The sequence below is a fragment of the Gordonia sp. N1V genome (assembly GCF_029269935.1).
GTDB classification, from domain to species: Bacteria; Actinomycetota; Actinomycetes; order Mycobacteriales; family Mycobacteriaceae; genus Gordonia; species Gordonia polyisoprenivorans.
This window is the reverse complement of sequence record NZ_JARJDD010000002.1, coordinates 183413-204821: the sequence shown is the minus strand read 5'-3', so window position 1 is coordinate 204821 and position 21409 is coordinate 183413. Positions and strand designations below refer to the sequence as shown.

The following is a 21409-nucleotide window of genomic DNA, read 5'->3' as shown; positions in this document are numbered from 1 at the left end:
TCCGAAAAGTGAAGTGGGTCAATCATGCTGGGGGAAACCCAGGTTGATGCCGCCGTGTGACGGATCCAGCCACCGCGATGTGACCGCCTTCTCCCGTGTGAAGAAGGCGTAACCGGCACTGCCGTACGCCTTCGCGTCGCCGAACAGCGACGCCTTCCAACCCCCGAAACTGTGGTAGGCCACCGGAACCGGGATCGGCACGTTGATCCCGATCATCCCGACGGTGACCTCCCGCTGGAATCGTCGGGAGGCCCCACCGTCGTTGGTGAAGATCGCCGTGCCGTTTCCGTAGGGAGAAGCATTGATGATCTCGACGCCTTCGGCGAAGCCGGGCACCCGGACCACCGAGAGCACCGGTCCGAAGATCTCGTCGGTGTAGGCCGCCGAGTCGAGCGGCACCCCGTCGAGCAGCGTCGGGCCCAGCCAGAATCCGTCGGCGCCGCCGTCGAACTCGCCGTCGCGACCGTCGACGACGACGCGGGCGCCGTCGGCCTTGGCGATGTCGATGTAGCCCGACACCTTGTCGCGGTGGGCCGCGGTGATCAGCGGACCCATGTCGCAGCCCTTGCGGCCGTCGCCGGTGCGCAGGCCGGCCATCCGGGAGGCGATGCGCTCGATCAGCTCGTCGGCGATCGAGTCGACCGCCAGCAGTACCGACACCGCCATGCATCGCTCACCGGCACTGCCGAATCCGGCGTTGACCGCGGCGTCGGCGGCCAGGTCGAGGTCGGCGTCGGGCAGCACCAGCATGTGGTTCTTCGCACCGCCGAGTGCCTGCACCCGCTTGTCGTGTGCGGTGCCGGTGGCGTAGACGTACCGCGCGATCGGTGTGGACCCGACGAAGGAGATCGCCGGGACGTCCGGGTGGGTCAGCAGGGCGTCGACGGCCTCCTTGTCGCCGTGTACGACGTTGAGCACTCCGGGCGGCAGACCGGCCTCGGTCATCAGCTCAGCGAGCCAGTTCGCCGCGGACGGGTCCTTCTCACTGGGCTTGAGGATCACGGTGTTGCCGGCCGCGATGGCCAGCGGGAAGAACCACAGCGGCACCATCGCCGGGAAGTTGAACGGGCTGATGATCCCGACCACGCCCACCGGCTCGCGCACCGAGTACACGTCGACACCGGTCGAGACATTCTGGGAGAACTCACCTTTGGACAGCTGCGGCATGCTCAGGGCAAGCTCGACGACCTCGAGTCCGCGCGCGATCTCGCCGGCCGCGTCGGAGAGCACCTTGCCGTGCTCGGCGGTCAGGATCTCGGCGAGCTCGTCGCGCCGCGCGGCGAGCAGTTCGCGGAAGCGGAGCATGACTGCCTGACGCGCCGCGATGGAGGCGTTGGCCCACCCGTCGAAGGCGCCGACGGCGGTGGCGACGGCCTGCGAGACGTCGGCGGCACTGGCCAACCGCACCTGCTTGCTGACCTCACCGAGCGCCGGGTCGTAGACCGGAGAGGTGCGCTCGGAATCCCCCGCCCATGCCTTGCCCCCGACGTAATGGTCGAGCACCGTGGTGGTCACTTCGTCACTCCTTCGATCGTCGTGCTGGACAGTACTTCTCGATAGATGGCCATGGCCTCGCGGACCTCGTCGTCGGAGACGATGCACGGCGGGACCACGTGGATGCGGTTCTCGGCGGTGAACGCGAGCAGCCCGCGCGCGGCGAGTTCGGACTTCAGTCCGGCCACCTGCGCCGCGGGCAGCGGTTCCCGGGTGGCACGGTCGGTGACGAGCTCGATCGCCCAGAACACGCCGACGCCGCGGACCTCGCCGATGATCGGCAATTGCGCTGCCAGCGCCTCGAGTTCGGGTCCGATGACCTCGGCGCCGACGCGTGCGGCATTCTCGACGATGCCCTCCTCGGACATGGCGTCGAGGGCGGCGACGACCGACGCCGCCGCCAGCGGGTGCCCGCTGTAGGTCAGTCCGCCCGGGAAGACCCGGTGGGCGAAGGTCTCGGCGATGGCGTCGGAGATGATGACCCCGCCGATCGGCACGTATCCGGAGTTGACGCCCTTGGCGAAGGCGATGAGGTCGGGCACCACGTCGTGCGGTTCGAAGGCGAACCACGTTCCGGTGCGGCCGAATCCGGCCATGACCTCGTCGGCGATGTAGACGATGCCGTACTTGTCGGCGAGCGCGCGCACGCCGGCGAGGTAGCCGGGCGGCGGCACCATGATTCCCGCGGTCCCGGGTACCGATTCGAGCAGGATCGCCGCGATGCTCGCGGGCCCCTCGGCGACGATGGTTCGCTCCAGATGTGCCAGTGCCCGTTCGCATTCCTGCTCCGGGGTGCTCGCCCAGAACTCCGAACGGTAGAGGTAGGGACCGTGGAAATGGACGTGGCCGCGCGCGAATTCGTTGGGCACGCGTCGCCAGTCGCCGGTCGCGACGACGGCGGCACCGGTGTTGCCGTGATAGGAGCGGTAGGTGCTGAGCACCTTGTCACGGCCGGTGTGCAGGCGGGCCATGCGGATCGCGTTCTCCACCGCGTCGGCGCCGCCGTTGGTGAAGAAGACCTTGTTCAACCCGTCGGGGGCACGGTCGACGATCCGTTTGGCGGCCTCGCCGCGGGCGAGGTTGGCCGTCGCCGGGGCGATGGTGCACAACGTCTGTGCCTGCTCGGCGATCGCCGCCACCACACGCGGATGCTGATGCCCGATGTTGGTGTTGACCATCTGGCTGGAGAAGTCCAGGTAGCTGCGCCCGGCATCGTCCCACACCCGGCAACCGCTGCCGCCGGTGATGACCATCGGGTTCAGATCGGCCTGCGCCGACCACGAATGGAAGACGTACTGGCGGTCGAGCTGATAGGCGCGCTCGTGCACCGAGCTCTCGAGAGTGCTCATCTCACTGCTCCTTTCGCACGGCGACGCCGCCGCGGGTGAGGGTCGGGATGATGTGCTCGCCGTACATGCGCATCGTCTCCTCCTTGTTGTCGTGTTGGAGGTAGCCGGCGAACTGGTCGACACCGAGTTTGCCGAGCGCCTCGAGTTTGGTGAGGTGGTCCTCGACGGTCCCCAGCACGCAGAAGCGGTCGACGATCTCGTCGGAGACGAAGTCGGCGTGGGTGTTCCCGACCTGGCCGTGCTGGTTGTAGTCGTATCCCTCGCGGGTCTTGATGTAGTCGGTGAGGGCGGCCGGGACCGAGCCGTCGGTGCCGTAGCGTTCGACGATGTCGGCGACGTGATTGCCGACCATGCCGCCGAACCACCGGGACTGATCACGCTGGTGATCGAGGTCGTCGCCGACGTACATCGGTGCTGCCACACAGAATTTCACGTCGTAGGGGTCGCGGCCGGCATCCGAGGCCGCGGAGCGGACGGTGTCGATCATCCACGACGCGATGTCGAGATCGGCGAGTTGCAGAATGAATCCGTCGGCGATCTCACCGGTCAGCGCCAGCGCTTTCGGGCCGTAGGCGGCCACCCAGACCGGCAGTGACGAACCGGAGCTCCACGGGAATCGGACCGTGGAGCCGTTGATCTCGACCTCACGGGAATTGCCGAGTTCGCGGATGACGTTCACCGACTCGCGCAGATCACGCAGGGTGGTCGGCTTGCCGCCGGTGACGCGGACCGCCGAATCACCGCGCCCGATACCGCAGATGGTGCGATTGCCGTACATCTCGTTGAGCGTGGCGTACAGCGATGCGGTGACCGTCCAATCGCGCGTCGCGGGATTGGTGACCATCGGCCCCACCGTGACGCGCCGGGTCTCGGCGAGCATCTGGGCGAACAGCACGTAGGGCTCCTGCCACAGCACGTGCGAGTCGAACGTCCAGACATGGCTGAAGCCATGCGATTCCGCGAGGCGGGTGAGCGCGATGGTGCGCGCCGACGGCGGATGGCACTGCAGGACAACTCCGAAATCCATGATGCTCCTAGATGAGGTACTGGCTGAGTTCTCGGCGGACGAACTTCCCGTGGCCCTTGGTGCCGACGTAGTCACGGTCTGCGACGACCACCGAACCGCGGGACAGGACGGTGTCGACGGCGCCGTCGATCTCGTATCCCTCCCACGCGGAGTAGTCCATGTTCATGTGGTGGGTTTTGCCCATGCCGATCGACGTGTGCCCGGCGGGGTCGTAGATCACGATGTCGGCGTCGGCGCCCGGTGCGATGACACCCTTGCGTCCGTAGAGGCCGAACATCCGGGCCGGGGTGGTCGCGGTGATCTCCACCCAGCGTTCGAGGCTGATCTTGCCGTCGACCACCCCTTGGTAGAGCAGGTCCATCCGGTGTTCGACCGAGCCGATGCCGTTGGGGATCTTGGTGAAATCCCCGATGCCCATGTCCTTTTGGCCCTTCATGCAGAACGGGCAGTGGTCGGTGGACACCAGTTGCAGATCGTTGGTGCGCAGGGCTTGCCACACCTCGTCCTGGTGGTGATCGTGCTTGGATCGCAGCGGCGTCGAGCACACCCACTTGGCGCCCTCGAACCCCGGTGCGCCGAGCTGATCCTCGAGCGAGAGATACAGGTATTGCGGGCAGGTCTCACCGTAGACGTTCTGTCCGGCGTCGCGGGCGGCGGCGAGTTGGCCGACGGCCTGCTTGGCCGAGACGTGCACGATGTAGAGCGGTGCGCCGGTGAGGTTTCCGAGCATGATCGCCCGATGGGTGGCCTCCTCCTCCAACTGCCAGGCGCGGGCGATGCCGTGATAGTACGGATCGGTCTTGCCCGCGGCGACGAGTTGCTCGGCGAGGACGTCGATCGCCGGACCGTTCTCGGCGTGCATCATGGTCAGCAAGCCGGTCTCGGCCGAGACCTGCATGGCCCGCACGATCTGCGCGTCGTCGCTGTAGAAGACGCCCGGATAGGCCATGAACAGTTTGAAACTGGTGATGCCCTCGTCCTGCAGGCCGGCCATGGCGGCCAGCGAGTCGGCGTTGACGTCGCCCACGATCTGGTGGAACGAGTAGTCGATCGCGCATTCGCCGTCGGCCATCGAGTGCCAGGTGGCCAGCGAATCCTGCAGTCGCTCACCGAACTTCTGCACGGCGAAGTCGATGATGGTGGTGGTACCACCCCACGCCGCGGCCCGCGTGCCGGTCTCGAAGGTGTCGCTGGCCTGCGTGCCGCCGAACGGCATCGACATGTGGGTGTGTGCGTCGATACCGCCCGGGATGACGTACTTGCCGGTGGCGTCGATGACGGTGTCGGCGGTGGTGGCCAGATCGGCGCCGAGCACCGTCGAACCGGGTTCGAGCAGGGCGACGATGCGTTCGCCGTCGACCAGGACGTCGGCGGTGCCCTTGCCGGTGGCCGAGACGACGGTGCCGCCGTGGATGAATGTGGTTGCCATGGAGATCCTCTCGCGAGAAGGCGCGGTCAGCGGGCGGGGATGGCGTCGTAGCTGTCGGGGCGGCGATCGCGGTAGAACTGCCAGTCGTTGCGGACCGTGCGCACCAGGTCGAGATCGAGGTCGCGGATCACGATCTCCTCGGTGTCGGTGGAGGCGACCTCGCCGACGTAGTTGCCGCGCGGGTCGGCGAAGTAGGAGCTGCCGTAGAAGGTAACCGCCTTGTCGCCGAATTCGCCACTCTCGGTGCCGATCCGGTTGTTGGCGGCGACGAAGTACTGGTTGGCGGCCGCGGCGGCGGGCTGCTCGAGTTCCCACAGGCGGTTCGAGAGCCCGGGTTTGGTGGCCGAGGGGTTGAAGACGATCTCGGCGCCGTTCAGGCCCAGTTCCCGCCAGCCCTCGGGGAAATGCCGGTCGTAGCAGATGTAGACGCCGACCTTGCCGACCGCGGTGTCGAAGACCGGGTAGCCGAGGTTGCCGGGCCGGAAGTAGAACTTCTCCCAGAAGCGGTCGACGTCGGGGATGTGGTTCTTGCGGTACTTGCCCAGGTAGCTGCCGTCGGCGTCGATGACCGCGGCGGTGTTGTAGTAGAGGCCCGCCATCTGCTCCTCGTACACCGGCAGCACGATGACGATGCCGAGTTCCTTCGCGATCGCGGCGAAGCGTTCGGTCAGCGGGCCCGGGACGGACTGCGCGTACTCGTAGTACTTGGCGTCTTCGACGATCCCGAAGTACGGACCGTGGAAGAGCTCCTGGAAGCAGACGATGGTCGCGCCCTGAGCCGCGGCCTCGCGGGCCAGGCCTTCGTGCTTGACGACCATGGACTCCTCGTCCCCGGTCCATTCCGCCTGGGTGATCGCCGCTCTGATCACGGTCATCGCTTGTTTCCTCCGTCGTCGGTGGGACTCGTCAACTTGTGATTGAATAAATGACACTCTGGCGAGTAAACATTTCCGGAATATTTCTCACTATGGAGTATGTGTTACGACCGCGGGGCCGAAACGACAGAATCTCCTCACAAGACACTTCTCGATCCCGACCGACCGCCCCGACCGACCCACCGAGGTATCCGATGACCGTGCACGACCCCACCACCGAGGTGACGCCGCAGCGCATCGTGATCGACGACCCCACACCTGCGGGGATCGCCGGCGCCATCGGACGGATGATCCGCAATGGTGAACTCGTCCCGGGTGATCGCCTGCCCACGGTGCGCGACCTGTCCGCCCAGCTCGGGGTCTCCCCCGCGACCGTCAGTTACGGGTGGAAGGCGTTGTCCCGCTCGGGCCTGGTGGTCTCGCGCGGACGCAGCGGCACGTTCGTCGCCGACGGCGCCATCGCGCCGGACGTGCCCCGGGTGTCGCGCACCGCGACGATGGCCCGCACCCACGGCAGCATCGGGCTCGACCTGTCGAAGGGGTCACCGGACCCCGAGCTGCTCCCCGAACTGAAAGCCGCACTGTCGAATGTGGCCGAGCGGGCCGCGACGACCAGCTATCACGATCATCCCGTGGTTCCCGAGCTCGGCGACCTGCTGCGCACCCGTTGGCCGTCCAAGGCGCAGGCACTGACCGTCGTCGACGGCGCCCTCGACGCGGTGACCCGCTCACTGCAGGCGGTCACCCGCTTCGGTGACCGCGTCATCGTCGAGGACCCGACGTTCCCGCAGTTCCTCGACCTCCTCGACACCCTTGGCCTGCAGCACATCCCGGTGCCGGTCGACCGCCACGGGCCCGATCCGGATGCGTTCGCCCGCGCGATGACCCAGGCGCCCACCGTGGCGCTCCTGCAGCCGCGTGCCCACAACCCGACCGGTGTCAGCATGACCGCGGCCCGGGCACGCGATCTCGCGCGTGCCGTCCGGGGGACGCGGTGCGTCGTCATCGAGGACGACCACAGCGGCGCCGCCGTGGCCGCCCCCGACATCAGCCTGGGCCGGTGGCTTCCCGATCAGGTGGTCCATGTGCGCAGCTTCTCCAAGTCACACGGCCCCGACCTGCGGATCGCCGCGATGACCGGTCCGCGCGAGGTGATCGACCGGGTCACCGCCACCCGTATGCTCGGCCCCGGCTGGACCCCGCGGCTGCTGCAACGGGTGCTCTATGAACTGCTCACCGACGAGGCGTCCGTCGCCGCCGTCGACAACGCCCGCGCGGCGTATCGGTCCCGCCGCGCAGCACTGGTCGAGGCGTTGGCGGACAGAGGAATCGATGTGGGCGGCACCGACGGCCTCAACGTGTGGGTGCCGGTCTCCGACGAACGCAACGCATTGATCCATCTGGCCGCCAACGGCATTCAGGTCGCACCGGGTGATCCATTCATCGTCGAGCCGCAGCGCGGCGGCGACCACGTGCGCGTCACGATCGCCACGCTGCGCGACGACGTCGAGCGGGTCGCGGCGACCCTCGCGGCAGCGGCGTCGGGAAACCAGGCGGATTTCTACCCGTTGCGGTGATCGGGGCCGGTGGTGGGGTCGGGCAGGGTCACCTCACCGCAGCTTGCGCCGCAACAACTTCCCGGTGGCGGTGCGGGGCAATTCGCCGACCAGCTCGATCTCGCGCGGATATTTGAAGGCCGCCAGATGATCTCGGCAGTAGTCGATCAGTTCCTGCTCGGTCGGCGCGACCGTCTCCGCCGAATCCTCTTCGGCGACATCCTTTTCGGAGGCTTCCATTTCGGCAACAACAACGAAGGCCTTGACCGACTCGCCACGGTAGTCGTCGGGGATGCCGACCACCGCCGCGTCGATGACCGCGGGATGAGTACGTAGGACCCGCTCGACCTCGTTGGGCCAGACCTTGAATCCGGAGGCATTGATGATCTCGCTCTTGCGGTCGATGACGTAGAACCAGCCATCGGTATCCATGAAACCGATGTCCCCGGTGCGCAATTCGCCGCCGACGAAGGCCTCGGCGTCGGCACAAGGGTTACGCCAGTAGCCGCCGATCACCTGCGGGCCGGAGACCACCAGCTCGCCGATCTGGCCGGGCGGTAGATCTGTTCCGTCATCACCGACGATGCGGACGACGGTGTCGAAGACCGGCACCCCGACCGAGAGCACCCCGGTCTCGGAGTCGAAGGGCGCCTGCGCGCCGATGGGCACCATATGCGACGGCGACGACGTCTCGGTCAGTCCGTAGACGTTGTGGATGTAGCCTCCGAGACGATCCTGTAGGCGCGAGGCGATCGCCGGATCGATCGGCGCCCCACCGGACAACCGCAGTTCCAGGGAGTCGAGATCCTCTGGCAGCAACGATGGTTCGTCGGCAAGTGCGATGTAGGCGGTGATCACCGCGACCATGAACCGGGGCCGGGTGCGGCGGATCGCGTCGAGGACGACGTCGGCCCGGAACCGGTGGGTGAGTACCAGCGGGGACCCGGTCAGCATCGACAGTGCCGCGGCGCCGATCAGACCGGTGACATGGAACAGCGGGGAGGCGGCGAGGATCGGCTCGGCCCCGAGTGCGCACCATCGTCGGTAGACGTGCGCGCTGAACACGACGTTGGCGTGGGTCAGGCATGCCGCCTTCGGCGGCCCGGTGGTCCCGGAGGTGGCCATCACCACCGCGATGTCCCGCGGGCCGATCGGTCGAGGCGCAAAGCCCTGCCGCGCATGCCCATTCGCGATCAGTGTGCGCAGGTCGACGGCATCGGCGACGGTGCGGCGGGTGACCTCGGCGAAGAGCCTCGGCTCGTCGACCGGACCGCTCGGTCCGTCCACCGGTGACGTGGTGATCACGACGCGCACACTGCTGGTTCCGTCGGAGAGCAGTGCTGAGACGACGTCGAGGTAGAGGTCGTCGAGGGCGACCAGGGCCGTCGGCGTGTGGTCGTGGAGTCGTTGACGGAGTTCGTCGGCGGTGACCATCGGGCTGATGAGCGCGGCGATCCCGCCGGCCCGCCACGCCGCGACGAGACAGATGACGAACGCGGGGTCGTTCTGCAGGAGCAGGGCGAGTCGATCGCCGGGTGCGAAGCCGCGCGCGACCAGCAGACCGGCCACCGCGTCGGCAGCCTCGTCGACCTCCCGCCACGTCATCGTCTGTCCGAGGTAGTCCAGGGCGATCTCGTCGGGCCGGTCGGCGACGGTCGCCTCGAACATCTGCAATGCATTCGCAGCGCCCGGTGTCAGGTGCGCACCCAGATCCGGCGCATAGTGGACCAGCCACGGGCGCCGATCGTAGTCGCCGGCGCCCGGGCCGCTCGTCGATCGTCGGGGATCGGGGTCGTTTGGTGTGCGCATCGCGTGCGTGAGTGTACGGCCGCAACCCGTGCAGCAGTGGTGAACGCACGAATCGCGGCGCGCGCCCGACTCGGCCCGTAGATTGTTCAGCGTGACTGAACCTGCGGTGGGCGGTGCGGTGCGACGAGCGCGGGAAAGCGCGGGGATGACCCTGCGTGATCTCGCCGGGCGCCTCGAAGTCAGTGTCGGCACGATGAGCGCGATCGAGAACAACAAGGTCGCGGTCACCGTCGAACGACTCAACGCCGTCGCCGCGGTGCTCGGGGTAACCGCCGGCGCCCTGCTGGCCGGCGATACCTTCGTCCGTCCGACCCCGGCGCGCGGGGATGACGACTGGCGACACTTCGCCGACCTCGACCTCGACCCCGTCCTGGCCGCCGCGGTGGAGGTGTTCACCGAGACCGGCTATCACGGTGCCACCATGCGCGTGGTCGCCGGCGCGGCGGGGATCAGCGTCGCCGGGATCTATCACCACTACCGGAGCAAACAGCAGCTACTCGTCGCGCTCTTCGACGTCATGATGACCGAGGTGCATTGGCGGATGTCGGCGGCTGCCGACGAAAATCCGCATCCGGTGCCATCTTTCGCGCTCATGGTGGAGGCGCTCGCCCTGTGCCACACGCACCGGCGCGACCTCGCCTTCATCGCCGCCACCGAGATGCGCAGCCTCGAGGAGCCCGACCGAACCCGTGTCGCCGACTCCCGACGCCGTGTCCAACAGCACCTCGACGTCGTTGCCGCGGACGCCGTGGCGGCCGGCGAGTTCACCACCCCCAACCCGCACAACACCGGACGGGCCATTGCCACGATGTGCATGGCATTGCCCTACTGGTACTCGCCCGGCGGCCCGCAATCACCGGCCGAGGTCGCCGCCGAATACGCCGAACTCGCCCTGGCGATGATGGGCCATCGAGTTCAGCAGAACTGAACTCGCCCGGCGCACTTCGTCACCCGAACACCGCTGTGCCGAGGGGGTTGACGCACCCCGGGGGCATCTGTGATGCTCATCTCACTGAACCCGGCCTGAACGATCGCTCGGACAGTTCAGAACATTCGCTCATCACTGGAGGATCAACGATGACCACCGCTCCCGAAGCTCCTGCACTCACCGAACTCCTCGACAACGCGCCGACCAACTGGGGCAAGTGGGGACCCGACGACGAGGTCGGCAGCCTCAACTACCTGACCGCCGAACAGGTGATCGCCGGCGCGTCGCTCATCAAGAAGGGCGCACTGTTCACCCTGCAACGCCTGATCGGCGACCCGAAGGGCGACCCGGTCTGGCCGGGCCGCAGTCCCGCCACCCGCGAGATGATCCTCGACGAGTCGCACTGGGACGACGGTGGCGATGGCCCCGCATTCCCCGGCGGCCTGCACTACGCCGACGACAAGATCAACGCCTTCCTGCAGGGCTCCACACAGTACGACGCGCTGGGACACGTCTGGTACGGCGGCAAGATCTGGAACGGCTTCGACGCCCGGACCACCATCGGCGGCCTCGACAAGGCCAGCGTCGAGCCGATCGCCGAGCGTGGCGTCGCCGGCCGGGCCGTGCTGCTCGACATGGCGCGCCACCGCGGCGTCGACCACCTCGGCCCGCGCGAGACCTACGATCACACCGATCTCGAAAAGTGTGCGCAGGCACAGGGAATCGAGATCAAGCCGCGCGACATCCTGATCATCCGGACCAACCATCTCGAATTGTTCTTCCAGCAGGGCGACAAGTTCTACGACGACTTCTGCGAGCCGGGCCTGGTCTACTCGCCCGAACTCGTGGAATGGTTCCAGGCCAAGGAGATCCCCAACCTGGTGACCGACACCATCGCCAACGAGATCACCACCGACCCCAACAACGGTGTCGCCCTGGTGCTGCACAACGCGTTGATGCGCAACCTCGGCATCGCCTTCACCGAGATCTGTGATCTCGAGAAGCTCGCCGCCGACTGCGCCGACGACGGAGTGTACGAGTTCTTCTATGTCGCAGCACCGTTGAAGATCCACAACGCCACCGGCTCGCCGGTCAACCCGGTGGTGATCAAGTGAGCGAGGGTCTCTACGCCGCGCGGCCGTGGTTGTCGCTGTACCCACCGGGCACCGCCGGTGACATCACGACGGAGTACGCGTCGGGCCTGGCGTTGTTCGACGCCGCCGTCGCCGAGAATCCCGACGACGTCTTCCTGATCTACTTCGATCAGTCGTTGACCTTCGCCGAGGTCGATCGCGCCTCGCGTGCCGTCGCGGTCACGTTGCGCGAGCACGGTTTCGGCGATGACGATCGCCTCGGTCTGTACGTCCAGAACAATCCGGCGTTCGTGATCGGACTCCTCGCCGCGTGGCGGGCCGGCGGCGCCGCCGTGGCGATCAACCCGATGAACAAGGCCCGCGAGCTCACCTATCTGCTCACCGATTCCGGTGCCGTGGCATTGCTCACCCTCGACGATCTCTACACCGGTGTCGCCAAGGGGGTCATCGAGTCGGGGGCGACGTCGGTGCACACCGTGATCACGTGCTCCGCGTTGGATTTCCAGAAGCGCGGCGATCCCCGGTTGTTCGCCGAGCTCGAGCGCACCCGGCCCGATGGGACTCTCGATCTGGTGACCATCATCGACGACTTCGTCGGTGGCGATCTCCCCGAGGTCTCCCCCGGCCCCGATGATCTGGCCGTCCTCGCCTACACGTCGGGAACCACCGGTAATCCCAAGGGCGCCATGAACACCCATGGCAACCTGGCGTTCAACGCGCAAACCTATCGGGACTGGACCGGACTGAAACCCGGCGAAGGAATCCTTGGTATCGCGCCGCTGTTCCACATCACCGGACTGGTCGGTCACGTCATGTTCGCGATGATCGCCCGCTCACCGCTGATCCTGGCACATCGCTTCGAGCCGTCGGTCATGCTCGACGCCATCCGTGAACACCGTCCGGTGTTCACCGTCGCCGCGATCACCGCGTTCAACGCTCTCGCGTCGGCGCCGGGCGCGAGCGCCGACGACTTCGAGAGTCTGCGCATCCTGTACTCCGGTGGCGCGCCCATCGCCCCGGCGATGGGTGATCGGCTCGAGCAGGTCTTCGGGGCCTACATCCACAACATCTACGGACTCACCGAGACCAATTCTCCGTCTCACGGTGTGCCGCTGGGTGTTCGGGCGCCGGTCGATCCCGCGTCGGGTGCGTTGTCGGTGGGTGTGCCGGTGTTCAACACGGTGGTGCGCGTCGTCGACGAGGCAGGCGACGACGTCGCCGTCGGCGAGGTCGGCGAGTTCGTGACGTCGGGCCCACAGGTGGTGCCCGGATACTGGAACAAGCCCGAGGCCACCGAGAAGTCGATCCCCGGCGGCGCCCTGCACACCGGTGACGTTGGCTTCATGGATGCCGACGGCTGGTTCTATCTCGTCGACCGCAAGAAGGACATGATCAATGCCTCGGGCTACAAGGTGTGGCCACGTGAGGTCGAAGACGTGCTGTACACCCATCCGGCGGTGCGTGAGGCAGCTGTGGTCGGCGTACCCGACGACTATCGTGGCGAAACCGTGAAAGCCTATGTGTCCCTTCGGGAGGGACAGTCCGTCGATCCCGACGAACTGATCGCCTTCTGCAAGGAGCAGATGGCCGCCTACAAGTACCCGCGCTCGGTGGAGGTGGTCGGGGATCTCCCCAAGACCGTCACCGGCAAGATCCTGCGGCGGGAATTGCGCGACCAGGGCTGACACCCACAGCGCCCTCCCCAGCGCCGACAGCGCTCTCCTCACCGCCGACAGCGCCCAGCAAAGCGCTGTCGGCGTTTGCACTGGGCGCTGTCGGCGTGTGGGCGGGCGCTGTCGGCGTGTGGGCGGGCGCTGTCAGTGGTCTGGCGGGCGCTGTCGGCGTGCTAGCGGGCGCTGTCGGCGCCGAACTCTCAGCTCAGCTTCTCCACGCAGACGACCTTGTGGCGCTGATCGTAGGTGTAGTAGTTCGTCGTCGCGTCCGGGCAACCACTCTCGTCGGTCGCTCCGGGCAGTACGGCAAGGATGCGACGAGCGTCGGAATCGGTGGAACTACACGGGACGTGCGCCGGGTCGCCGAAGCTCGGCACCGTCATACATTGTCCGACAACCCAATCCGTGTCGAGGCACAGCGCGCCCTGCTGTGTGCCGCCCTGGGTGACGTAGTAGGTCTGGTCGACGTCCGACGGGCAGGCCTCCTTGGTCGGCGATTTGGCCACCACCACATAGTTGGCGGGCGCCTGTCCGCAGGTCGCGTGGTCGATCTTGGCATCCATCATCGTGCCGGACAGGTAGACGCACGCTCCGATCGCGGCGTCGAAGTCGACGTCGCCGCCCGCGTCCTGGCTCTCGGTGACCGAAGAGACCGGCGTGGACTTGCTGAACGGCAGCGCCGAACAGCCGGTCAGCGCAATCGCCATCAGCCCCGCTGCCCCGAGCACACCCACGAGCCTCGTCGACAGATATCGCACCATTCTGGATTCCCCCTTCACGCTGGCCCCCTGCCATCGCCGCGAAAACTGTACGACACATCCGGCAATGTTCCGATCCCGGACTCGCCGATCGCGCGACAATGAGTCGGTGAATTCCGATGTCGAGTGATCTCGCGGCGATCGTGGTGGTGTTGGCCGCGCTGATCGTCGTCGGCCTCGTGGTGCTCATCCGGACCCGGCGGGTGGTCGCGACGCCGACCGAGCGTGCCGTGCACACTGCCTTGCACACGGCGTCGCTGGCTGCGCGATCACTACGGGGCGGGCTCGGTGCCGAGTCCGCGCGCGACGCCCTGCCACCTCTGCGTTCGTTGACCGCGGCGCAGGGGGTGGCCCTGTACGACGCGGACGCCGAAGCACTCGCCCACGACGACGACCCGGTGTGGACCACACGTGTGCTGACCGCGGCCGACGCGGCGGCGGCGTCGGCGCTGGCGCAGCAGCGGCGGGTACTCGTCAACGATCCGTCCGGCCCGGACTCCCCGGTACGCGCGCTGGTCGCCGAACCGCTGATCGCCGGGGACGCCGGCGCGGGAGCGCTCGTCGTCGCGACGGTGAGCCGCCCGGGCCCGGGCATGCTCGGCGCCATCGCGGAGGTCGCCCGGTATGTCTCCGATCAGGTGGAGCTGGCCGAGCTCGACGCCTCACGGGCGCGGCTCGACCGGGCCGAGGTCCTCGCCCTGCGTGCACAGATCAGTCCGCACTTCATCTACAACGCGCTCAACACGATCGCGTCATTCGTGCGCACCGACCCCGACCGGGCACGCGAACTGATCATCGAGTTCGCCGACTTCACCCGCTACTCGTTCCGCGCGGCGGGCGAGTACACCCTGCTCTCCGACGAGCTGCGCAACATCGACCGCTACCTGACCCTCGAGCGCGCACGCTTCGGCCCGGCGCTCGACGTGAAACTGCATGTGGCGCCCGAGGTTCTGGGTGTTGTGCTGCCGTTCCTGGCCCTGCAGCCGCTGGTCGAGAATGCGGTACGGCACGGACTGGCCGCCAAGGGCGGCGGATCGATCACGATCACCGCACGCGACGAGGGCACCGACTGTGTGATCACCGTCGAGGACGACGGCGTCGGCATGGACCCCGAGCTCCTGCGGTCGGGCGACATCGACGCGCTCGATCCGCCCGCCTCCCGAGACGAATCGGCGGGAGCCCGGGTCGGACTCACCAATGTCGACCATCGGCTGCGCGCAGCTTTCGGCAACGACTACGGGCTGGTGGTCGACACCGGTATCGGCGCGGGCACCAAGGTCGGGATGCGGGTCCCCAAATTCCGTGCCGGGGTGCGAGTATGACACCCATGGCATTGTCGGTCCTGGCTGTCGACGACGAGCGCCCTGCCCTCGACGAACTGGTGTTCCTGCTGCGCCGCGCGCCCGGGATCGGCGAGGTCTTCGCCGCCGGCGATGCCACCGGAGCGCTGCGTGAACTCGGCGACCACCGGATCGACGCGGTCTTCCTCGACATCAACATGCCCGGCCTCTCGGGCATCGAATTGGCCACCGTGCTGCGCAAACTCAGCAGTCCCCCACAGATCGTGTTCGTCACCGCCCACGACGACCGCGCGGTCGACGCATTCGACGTCGGCGCGCTGGACTATCTGCTGAAACCGTTGCGCGAGGACCGGTTACGTGAGGCGGTGGATCGGGTCGCCGCCGCGGCCGCCCCACCCACGACCACCCCCGAGTCGACCGCGCGTGACGACGACGTCGTCCCCGTCGAACTGGGCGGGGTGACCTCGCTGATCCGACGGGATTCGATCTCGTGGGTCGAGGCCGTCGGCGATTACGCCCGGCTGCATTCGGCGGACGGTGCACACCTCGTGCGGATTCCGCTGTCCACCCTCGAATCCCGATGGCAGGACAAGGGATTCGCGCGTATTCACCGGTCGTATCTGGTGGCGCTGGGTATGGTGACCGGGCTGCGGGCCTCCGGCTCGACGACGATGGTGGCGGTGCGCGCCAACGGCCGCTCGGAGGCGGTGGAACTCCCGGTGAGCCGCCGGCAGGTCCGAGAACTCAAGGATCGCCTCATCCGGGACCCGATGCGCGCCTACCGAACCGGGGACGACCAGTGACCTCGGACCGGGGCGAGACAACTCCGGGCCCGGAGCGTCCGCCGCAGCGGGAGCGGGTGGTGCTGGCCCGCCGACGCGGCGCACGCGTGGTGCGCACGCGCGTGGAGGTGCACGAACAGACCGAGGTCGGCGACGCCCTGGTGCGCGGCCTGATGCGCGCACAGCTGGGTCTGGCGTTGCGGCTGGGCCTGAGCGTGACGGCGATCATCGCACTGGTTCCGTTGCTGGGCATCGTCTTTCCAGCGCTCGGCGAGTACACGGTGTTCGGCATCCGGGTGTCCTGGTTGGTCCTCGGGGTGCTCGTCTATCCGCTGCTGTATCTGTTCGGCAGACTCTACGTACATCTGGCCGAGCAGGCCGAGCGTGACTTCATGGGCGTCGTCGACGACGACGCGGGCGCCGGACCCTCGGAGCACGACTGATGTCGGGGACGATCCTGACCGCGTTCGCTCTCGTCGCCGCGGCACTGGCGACCATCGTCATCGGCGCCTACGGTGGGCGCTTCGCGCGCACCACCTCGGACTTCCTGGTGGCCTCACGCAGCGTCGGCTCGCGGTGGAACGCCGCCGCGGTGTCCGGTGAATACCTCTCGGCGGCATCATTTCTCGGCGTCGCCGGACTCGTCGCCAAGTACGGGGCCGACGCCCTGTGGTATCCGGTCGGTTTCACCGCGGGATATCTCGGGTTGTTGCTGTTCGTGGCCGCCCCGCTACGACGCTCGGGCGCCTACACCGTGCCCGACTTCGCCGAGTTCCGACTCTCGTCGAGACCCGCACGCCAGACGGCGATGCTGGTGGTTGTCGTCGTGTGTGTGTTGTATCTGATCCCGCAGTTCCAGGGCGCCGGACTGGCTCTCAACATCCTGCTGGGCGTACCGGTCTGGGTGGGCGCAGTGGCGGTCGGGGTGATCGTGATCGTCAACGTCGTCGGCGGTGGCATGCGCTCGATCACCTTCGTCCAGGCATTTCAATACTGGTTGAAGCTGACCGCGATCGGGGTGCCCGCGCTCGCCCTGGTGATCGTGTTCCTCGCACACCGCGAACCGGTCGGAGAGCCCGCGCCGCCGCGCGTCGACGTCGCCACCACCGTCGACATCACCACCGACACCGTGCTGTCGGTCCCGGAGACCGCCGGGGTGCACGTCACCGGCACCATCGACGGCTCACACGTCGACGACGCCGCCTTTCGCGCGCCCGGTGAGTACACATTGAGCTCGGGCAGCACCATCCGGCTCGACGCCGGCGCGGCCACCCCGGTGGTGGCCGGCGCCCCGACGACCGGTGCGTCCTGGGTGGCGCCGGGCGGTGGACTCGGCGGCAATCATCCCCTGTACCAGGTGTATTCGATCATCATCGCGACCTTCCTCGGCACCATGGGGCTGCCGCATGTGCTGGTGCGGTTCTACACCAACCCGGACGGACGCTCCGCACGCCGGACCGCGCTGACGGTGATCGCCCTGCTCGGCCTGTTCTACCTGTTCCCGATGTTGCTCGGGGTCTTCGCGAGACTCTATGTGCCGCAACTGTTGATCACGGGCACCTCCGATGCCGCGGTGCTGCTGTTGCCGTCGGCGGCGATCGGAGGGGTGGCCGGCCAACTGCTCGCCGCACTCGTGGCCGCGGGCGCGATCGCCGCATTCCTCGCGACCTCGTCGGGACTGCTCGTCAGTGTGGCCGGGGCGATCTCCACCGACGTCCTGCGTGGGCGCATCCGTGATTTCCGGGTCGCCGCCGTGATCGGCGGGGTGATCCCCATCGTGTTCAGTGTGGCCGCAACGTCTCTGGAGTTGTCGCGCACGGTCGGCCTGGTGTTCGCGGTCGCAGCCTCAACCCTGTGCCCGTTGCTGATCCTCGGTATCTGGTGGCGCCGACTGACCCCCGCGGGCGCCATCGCCGGCATGCTGGTCGGTGGTCTGTCGTCCGGCACCGCAACATCATTGGCGATCGCCGGCGGTATCGGCGACACCTCGCTGGGCGGATGGCCCGCGGTCATCGTCGGCTTCCCCGCAGCGGTGACAGTACCGCTCGCCTTCGCGACGATGATGCTCGTCAGCCTCGCCACCCGCACCCGCGTGCCCGGCGACCTCTCGCGCACCTTCGCGCGGATGCACGTCCCCGAACGGGTCGGCATGGGCGTCGAACGCCTTCCCCGCGACGGATCGGCGCAGTGAGGTCACACACCGTCACCACGAGCACTCGGCGACCCGCCGAAAGTTCCCGCCCAGTACGGCGGTGATGTCGTCGGCGGCCCAACCACGTTGGGCGAGATGGCTTCCCAGGGTGACGAAGACCTCGGGCGCCATCCAGCGGATCGGACCCCACCGCGTGTAGGACTCGTCGAACGCCTCGGGATGGTCGCGGATCTCGGCGAGGAAGTCCTCGGCGTCGAAGGAATGATCGGTGCTGACGCCGACGTGCTCGATGCCGACGAGTTCGACCGCATACTCGAGGTGGCGGGTCATCGCCTCGAGCGTCGGGGTGTTGGGGCCGAGGAAGATCCCGACACCGGTGATCCCGACGACCCCGCCGGTCGCGGCGCACGCGCGGGCCTGATCGTCGGTGATGTTGCGAGGGTGATCCCACACACCGCGCATGCACGAATGGCTGTAGATGACGGGCTTGCTCGACACCTCGCACAGATCCAGGCCGGTGCGCACCGAGCAGTGCGAACCGTCGGGAACCATCCCCGCCGAATTCATCTCGGCGACGAGGTCGCGACCCCACGCGGTCAGTCCGGTGTCGTCGGTATCGAGGCATCCACACCCGGCGCGGTTGGCGTGGTTGTAGGACGGCAGCATCGTGCGAACCCCGAGTTCGACGAATCGCGCCACGTTGTCGAGATCGCCGTCGAGCGGGTTGGAGTCCTCGAGATCGAAGGCGACGGCGATCTGTCCGTGCGCTCCCGCGGCGTCGATGTCGGGGATGGTCCACGCCTGCGTCAGCCCTGGATGGGCGGCAATTGCGGCACCGAAACGATCGAGCAGCAGCGTCGAATCAGTGAAGCTCTGCGGGGCGTAGCCGACGTTGACCGACACATACGTCGGCGCATCGCGGGTGAATCGTTCGAGGTAGGCCACGTCAGCGTCGGGCTGCAACGGCAGACAGGCGTGCTGATCCCACAGGAGCGTCATGAAGCGATCCTCGACGTCGTCATCGGGTCATTCTGGCCGATCGTGGACCGCCGGCCGAGGACGGGCACTTAAGCCACGCCACTGCCGATGACCGAGAGCAAAGCCAGCTTCTGATGACTTTCGGAGCCGGGCGTTGCGGTGTACACCAGCAACAAATGCGACTGCTCGGGGTCGATCAGCGACTGGCATTCGAGTTCGAGGAGCCCGACCTCCGGGTGTACGAACCGTTTGCCGGTCGTGAACCGCAGACCGACTTCGTGGCGATCCCACACCGCCCGGAACGTCGCACTCTCTGCCAGGAGGAGATCAACGAGATGGGCTGCATACGAGTCCCGGCCGCGCCTGGCGACCGTTTCGCGCAGTCCGGAGGCGAAAACTCGACCGAGTTGCTCGTGATCCACGGGCGCGTAGCGCGCACGGGTCGCGGGATCGGTGAACCATCGATAGGTGATGCTGCGGGCCGGGCCTTGATACCCGGTCAGGTCGCCGGTGAGGGCGACGCCCATCGGGCTCTGGCGCAGCGTCTCACCGAGCTCGGTGACGATTTCGGCCGGCGTGTCATCGAGACGGTCGAGCACCCGGAGGAGGCCCGGCGAAATATGGTGTTGTCCCGAGACCCCCCGCGCCCGCGGTGAGTGCCCGGCGAGCCGATACAGGTGATCACGTTCCTGGAGATTGAGGTGAAGGCCCTGAGCGATCGACGCGATCATCTGCTCGGACGGCTGGGGCCCGCTGGCACGCTCGAGCCGTGCGTAGTAGTCGGTCGACATATGGCACAGCGCCGCGACTTCCTCACGGCGCAATCCGTCGGTGCGGCGGCGCTGACCACGAGGTAATCCGACGTCCTCGGGTTGTAACGCCTCACGCCGATTCCGCAAGAACTCCGCGAGCCCGGTCCGATCAACGGTCATCGACTCCTCCTTCTTTCGTCCTTTGTAGCGTCGGGACTTGCGCGCAGCCAGGACTTGCTGATCCCACCTTCGCTGATCCGCTGCTCTGGCGCCCACGCATTGCCCAACCACGGATTGCCAGACAGTGGCTACCTTCTCGCCGACCACACACACTCGATGGCGACCACTGAATACCCCGAAAGGACAATCCTCATGGCATGCCGATCCACCGACCTCGCCATCCCCGACCTCACCGGCACCCGCGCCCTTCTCACCGGCGGCAGCGACGGCATCGGGCTGGCCATCGCCGGCCGGCTCGCCGACGCCGGCGCCGAGCTGATCCTGCCGGTCCGCAACATGGAGAAGGGCCAGGCGGCGGCGCACACGATTCGCAGCACCGCACCCACCGCCGACCTCGCACTGCATCACCTTGATCTCTCGTCGTTGGAGTCCGTCACCGAGTTCAGCCAGACACTGCTTTCCGACGGCAAGCCGATCCACATGTTCATCGGCAACGCGGGGGTGATGAACCCACCGGAGAGGCAGAGCACCGCCGACGGCTTCGAGCTCCAGTTCGGTACCAATCATCTCGGCCACGCAGCCCTCATCGCGCGTCTCTTCCCGCTGCTGCGAGACGGGCGGGCCAGGGTCACCCTCCAGATCAGCATCGCCGCCAATCAGGGAGCAGTGAATTGGGATGACCCCAATTGGGAGCGGTCCTACGACAGCATGGGCGCCTACAGCCATTCGAAGATCGCCTATGGACTGCTCGGGCTGGAACTCGACCGGCGCAGCAAAGCCAACGGGTGGGGTATCACCGCCAACCTCTCTCATCCTGGGGTGGCACCGACGAACCTGCTCGCCGCACGTCCCGAGATCGGTCGCACACAGGCGGTGCCGACCCGGCGCCTCATCACCCTGTTCTCCCGGCTCGGCGTCATGGGCACCATATCCAGCGCAAGCCTCCCCGCACTGATGGCGGCAACCACCCCCGGCGACCAGGGCGGGAAGTTCTTCGGCCCGAACGGCATCCGCGGTCTCGGTGGTCGACCTGCCGAGCAAACGCTCTACTCGCGGCTACGCAGTCCCGAAGACGGGGCTCGGATGTGGGAGCTCACTGAGCAGCTCACCGGGGTGACGTTTCCGGGGTGACGTTTCCGACGGAGTGATCTCCCGACAGGCACACTCAGCGACCGTTCATCGGGGCCGATCGACCGCCCACCGCATCGATCCCCGGCTTCGTCGCGTGACGCACACCACTGCATTGTGTGTGATGTGAACCTCATCAAAGCT

The 21409-nt window shown here is 67.3% G+C and carries 18 protein-coding genes; 9 read left to right on the top strand and 9 right to left on the bottom strand.

Features of this window, described 5'->3' with window-relative positions; all coding sequences use genetic code 11:
• Positions 1-18 precede the first annotated feature (18 nt).
• The 5 genes from P3L18_RS03430 to P3L18_RS03410 are packed head-to-tail and all read right to left on the bottom strand — an operon-like array spanning position 19 to position 6174.
• Positions 19-1515, bottom strand: a complete 1497-nt coding sequence (locus tag P3L18_RS03430; protein WP_020172379.1) for a CoA-acylating methylmalonate-semialdehyde dehydrogenase — start codon at positions 1513-1515, stop codon at positions 19-21.
• On the bottom strand, positions 1512-2843 hold the full coding sequence (locus tag P3L18_RS03425) for an aspartate aminotransferase family protein (RefSeq protein ID WP_276113244.1): 1332 nt from the start codon (positions 2841-2843) through the stop codon (positions 1512-1514). Before P3L18_RS03425 ends, P3L18_RS03430 begins: the two co-directional genes overlap by 4 nt.
• 1 nt (position 2844) lies before the next feature.
• The gene (locus P3L18_RS03420) at positions 2845-3870 is read right to left on the bottom strand and encodes a TIGR03842 family LLM class F420-dependent oxidoreductase (RefSeq protein ID WP_079931255.1); all 1026 of its coding nucleotides are present in this window, start codon (positions 3868-3870) and stop codon (positions 2845-2847) included.
• Positions 3871-3877: 7 nt separating this feature from the next.
• On the bottom strand, positions 3878-5299 hold the full coding sequence (gene hydA / locus P3L18_RS03415; RefSeq protein WP_006372473.1) for a dihydropyrimidinase: 1422 nt from the start codon (positions 5297-5299) through the stop codon (positions 3878-3880).
• A gap of 26 nt (positions 5300-5325) precedes the next feature.
• Positions 5326-6174 (bottom strand): nitrilase-related carbon-nitrogen hydrolase, encoded by an 849-nt coding sequence (locus tag P3L18_RS03410; RefSeq protein WP_006372472.1) that lies wholly within the window; start codon positions 6172-6174, stop codon positions 5326-5328.
• 194 nt (positions 6175-6368) lie between these two features.
• Here P3L18_RS03410 and P3L18_RS03405 point away from each other — a divergent pair, with 194 nt between their 5' ends.
• Positions 6369-7751 (top strand): aminotransferase class I/II-fold pyridoxal phosphate-dependent enzyme, encoded by a 1383-nt coding sequence (locus tag P3L18_RS03405; RefSeq protein WP_276113243.1) that lies wholly within the window; start codon positions 6369-6371, stop codon positions 7749-7751.
• 33 nt (positions 7752-7784) lie between these two features.
• On the opposite strand, the gene P3L18_RS03400 is transcribed toward P3L18_RS03405, so the two are convergent.
• Positions 7785-9539, bottom strand: coding sequence for an AMP-binding protein (locus P3L18_RS03400; RefSeq protein ID WP_276113242.1), 1755 nt, complete (start codon positions 9537-9539; stop codon positions 7785-7787).
• A gap of 91 nt (positions 9540-9630) precedes the next feature.
• Between P3L18_RS03400 and P3L18_RS03395 the strand changes: the two genes are divergently transcribed.
• From P3L18_RS03395 to P3L18_RS03385, 3 genes are all read left to right on the top strand, one after another.
• Entirely contained in the window at positions 9631-10467 is an 837-nt protein-coding gene (locus P3L18_RS03395; protein ID WP_276113241.1) for a TetR family transcriptional regulator, read from the top strand.
• 149 nt (positions 10468-10616) lie between these two features.
• Entirely contained in the window at positions 10617-11582 is a 966-nt protein-coding gene (locus tag P3L18_RS03390) for a cyclase family protein (RefSeq protein ID WP_094601839.1), read from the top strand.
• Positions 11579-13246, top strand: a complete 1668-nt coding sequence (locus tag P3L18_RS03385) for an AMP-binding protein (RefSeq protein ID WP_276113240.1) — start codon at positions 11579-11581, stop codon at positions 13244-13246. Before P3L18_RS03390 ends, P3L18_RS03385 begins: the two co-directional genes overlap by 4 nt.
• Before the next feature lie 188 nt (positions 13247-13434).
• Here the strand turns inward: P3L18_RS03385 and P3L18_RS03380 are convergent, their stop codons facing one another.
• Positions 13435-13995, bottom strand: coding sequence for a hypothetical protein (locus P3L18_RS03380; protein WP_271354876.1), 561 nt, complete (start codon positions 13993-13995; stop codon positions 13435-13437).
• Between the two features lie 116 nt (positions 13996-14111).
• Between P3L18_RS03380 and P3L18_RS03375 the strand changes: the two genes are divergently transcribed.
• Genes P3L18_RS03375 through P3L18_RS03360 form a run of 4 tightly spaced genes read left to right on the top strand, consistent with a single transcriptional unit; the run spans position 14112 to position 18266 of the window.
• Positions 14112-15314 (top strand): histidine kinase, encoded by a 1203-nt coding sequence (locus P3L18_RS03375; protein ID WP_276113239.1) that lies wholly within the window; start codon positions 14112-14114, stop codon positions 15312-15314.
• Positions 15311-16096 (top strand): LytTR family DNA-binding domain-containing protein, encoded by a 786-nt coding sequence (locus P3L18_RS03370; protein ID WP_276113238.1) that lies wholly within the window; start codon positions 15311-15313, stop codon positions 16094-16096. Before P3L18_RS03375 ends, P3L18_RS03370 begins: the two co-directional genes overlap by 4 nt.
• The gene (locus tag P3L18_RS03365; RefSeq protein WP_276113237.1) at positions 16093-16518 is read left to right on the top strand and encodes a hypothetical protein; all 426 of its coding nucleotides are present in this window, start codon (positions 16093-16095) and stop codon (positions 16516-16518) included. Before P3L18_RS03370 ends, P3L18_RS03365 begins: the two co-directional genes overlap by 4 nt.
• On the top strand, positions 16518-18266 hold the full coding sequence (locus P3L18_RS03360) for a cation acetate symporter (RefSeq protein WP_276113236.1): 1749 nt from the start codon (positions 16518-16520) through the stop codon (positions 18264-18266). Before P3L18_RS03365 ends, P3L18_RS03360 begins: the two co-directional genes overlap by 1 nt.
• Positions 18267-18278: 12 nt before the next feature.
• On the opposite strand, the gene P3L18_RS03355 is transcribed toward P3L18_RS03360, so the two are convergent.
• Together P3L18_RS03355 and P3L18_RS03350 are read right to left on the bottom strand one after the other, a co-directional pair.
• Positions 18279-19226, bottom strand: a complete 948-nt coding sequence (locus P3L18_RS03355; RefSeq protein ID WP_276113235.1) for a membrane dipeptidase — start codon at positions 19224-19226, stop codon at positions 18279-18281.
• A gap of 68 nt (positions 19227-19294) precedes the next feature.
• Positions 19295-20137 carry a helix-turn-helix transcriptional regulator gene (locus P3L18_RS03350; RefSeq protein ID WP_276113234.1) on the bottom strand — a complete coding sequence of 281 codons (843 nt, stop codon included), beginning with the start codon at positions 20135-20137 and terminating at the stop codon, positions 19295-19297.
• Positions 20138-20329: 192 nt separating this feature from the next.
• On the opposite strand from P3L18_RS03350, the gene P3L18_RS03345 reads away from it, so the two are divergent.
• Positions 20330-21268 (top strand): SDR family oxidoreductase, encoded by a 939-nt coding sequence (locus P3L18_RS03345; protein WP_276113233.1) that lies wholly within the window; start codon positions 20330-20332, stop codon positions 21266-21268.
• Positions 21269-21409 lie beyond the last annotated feature (141 nt).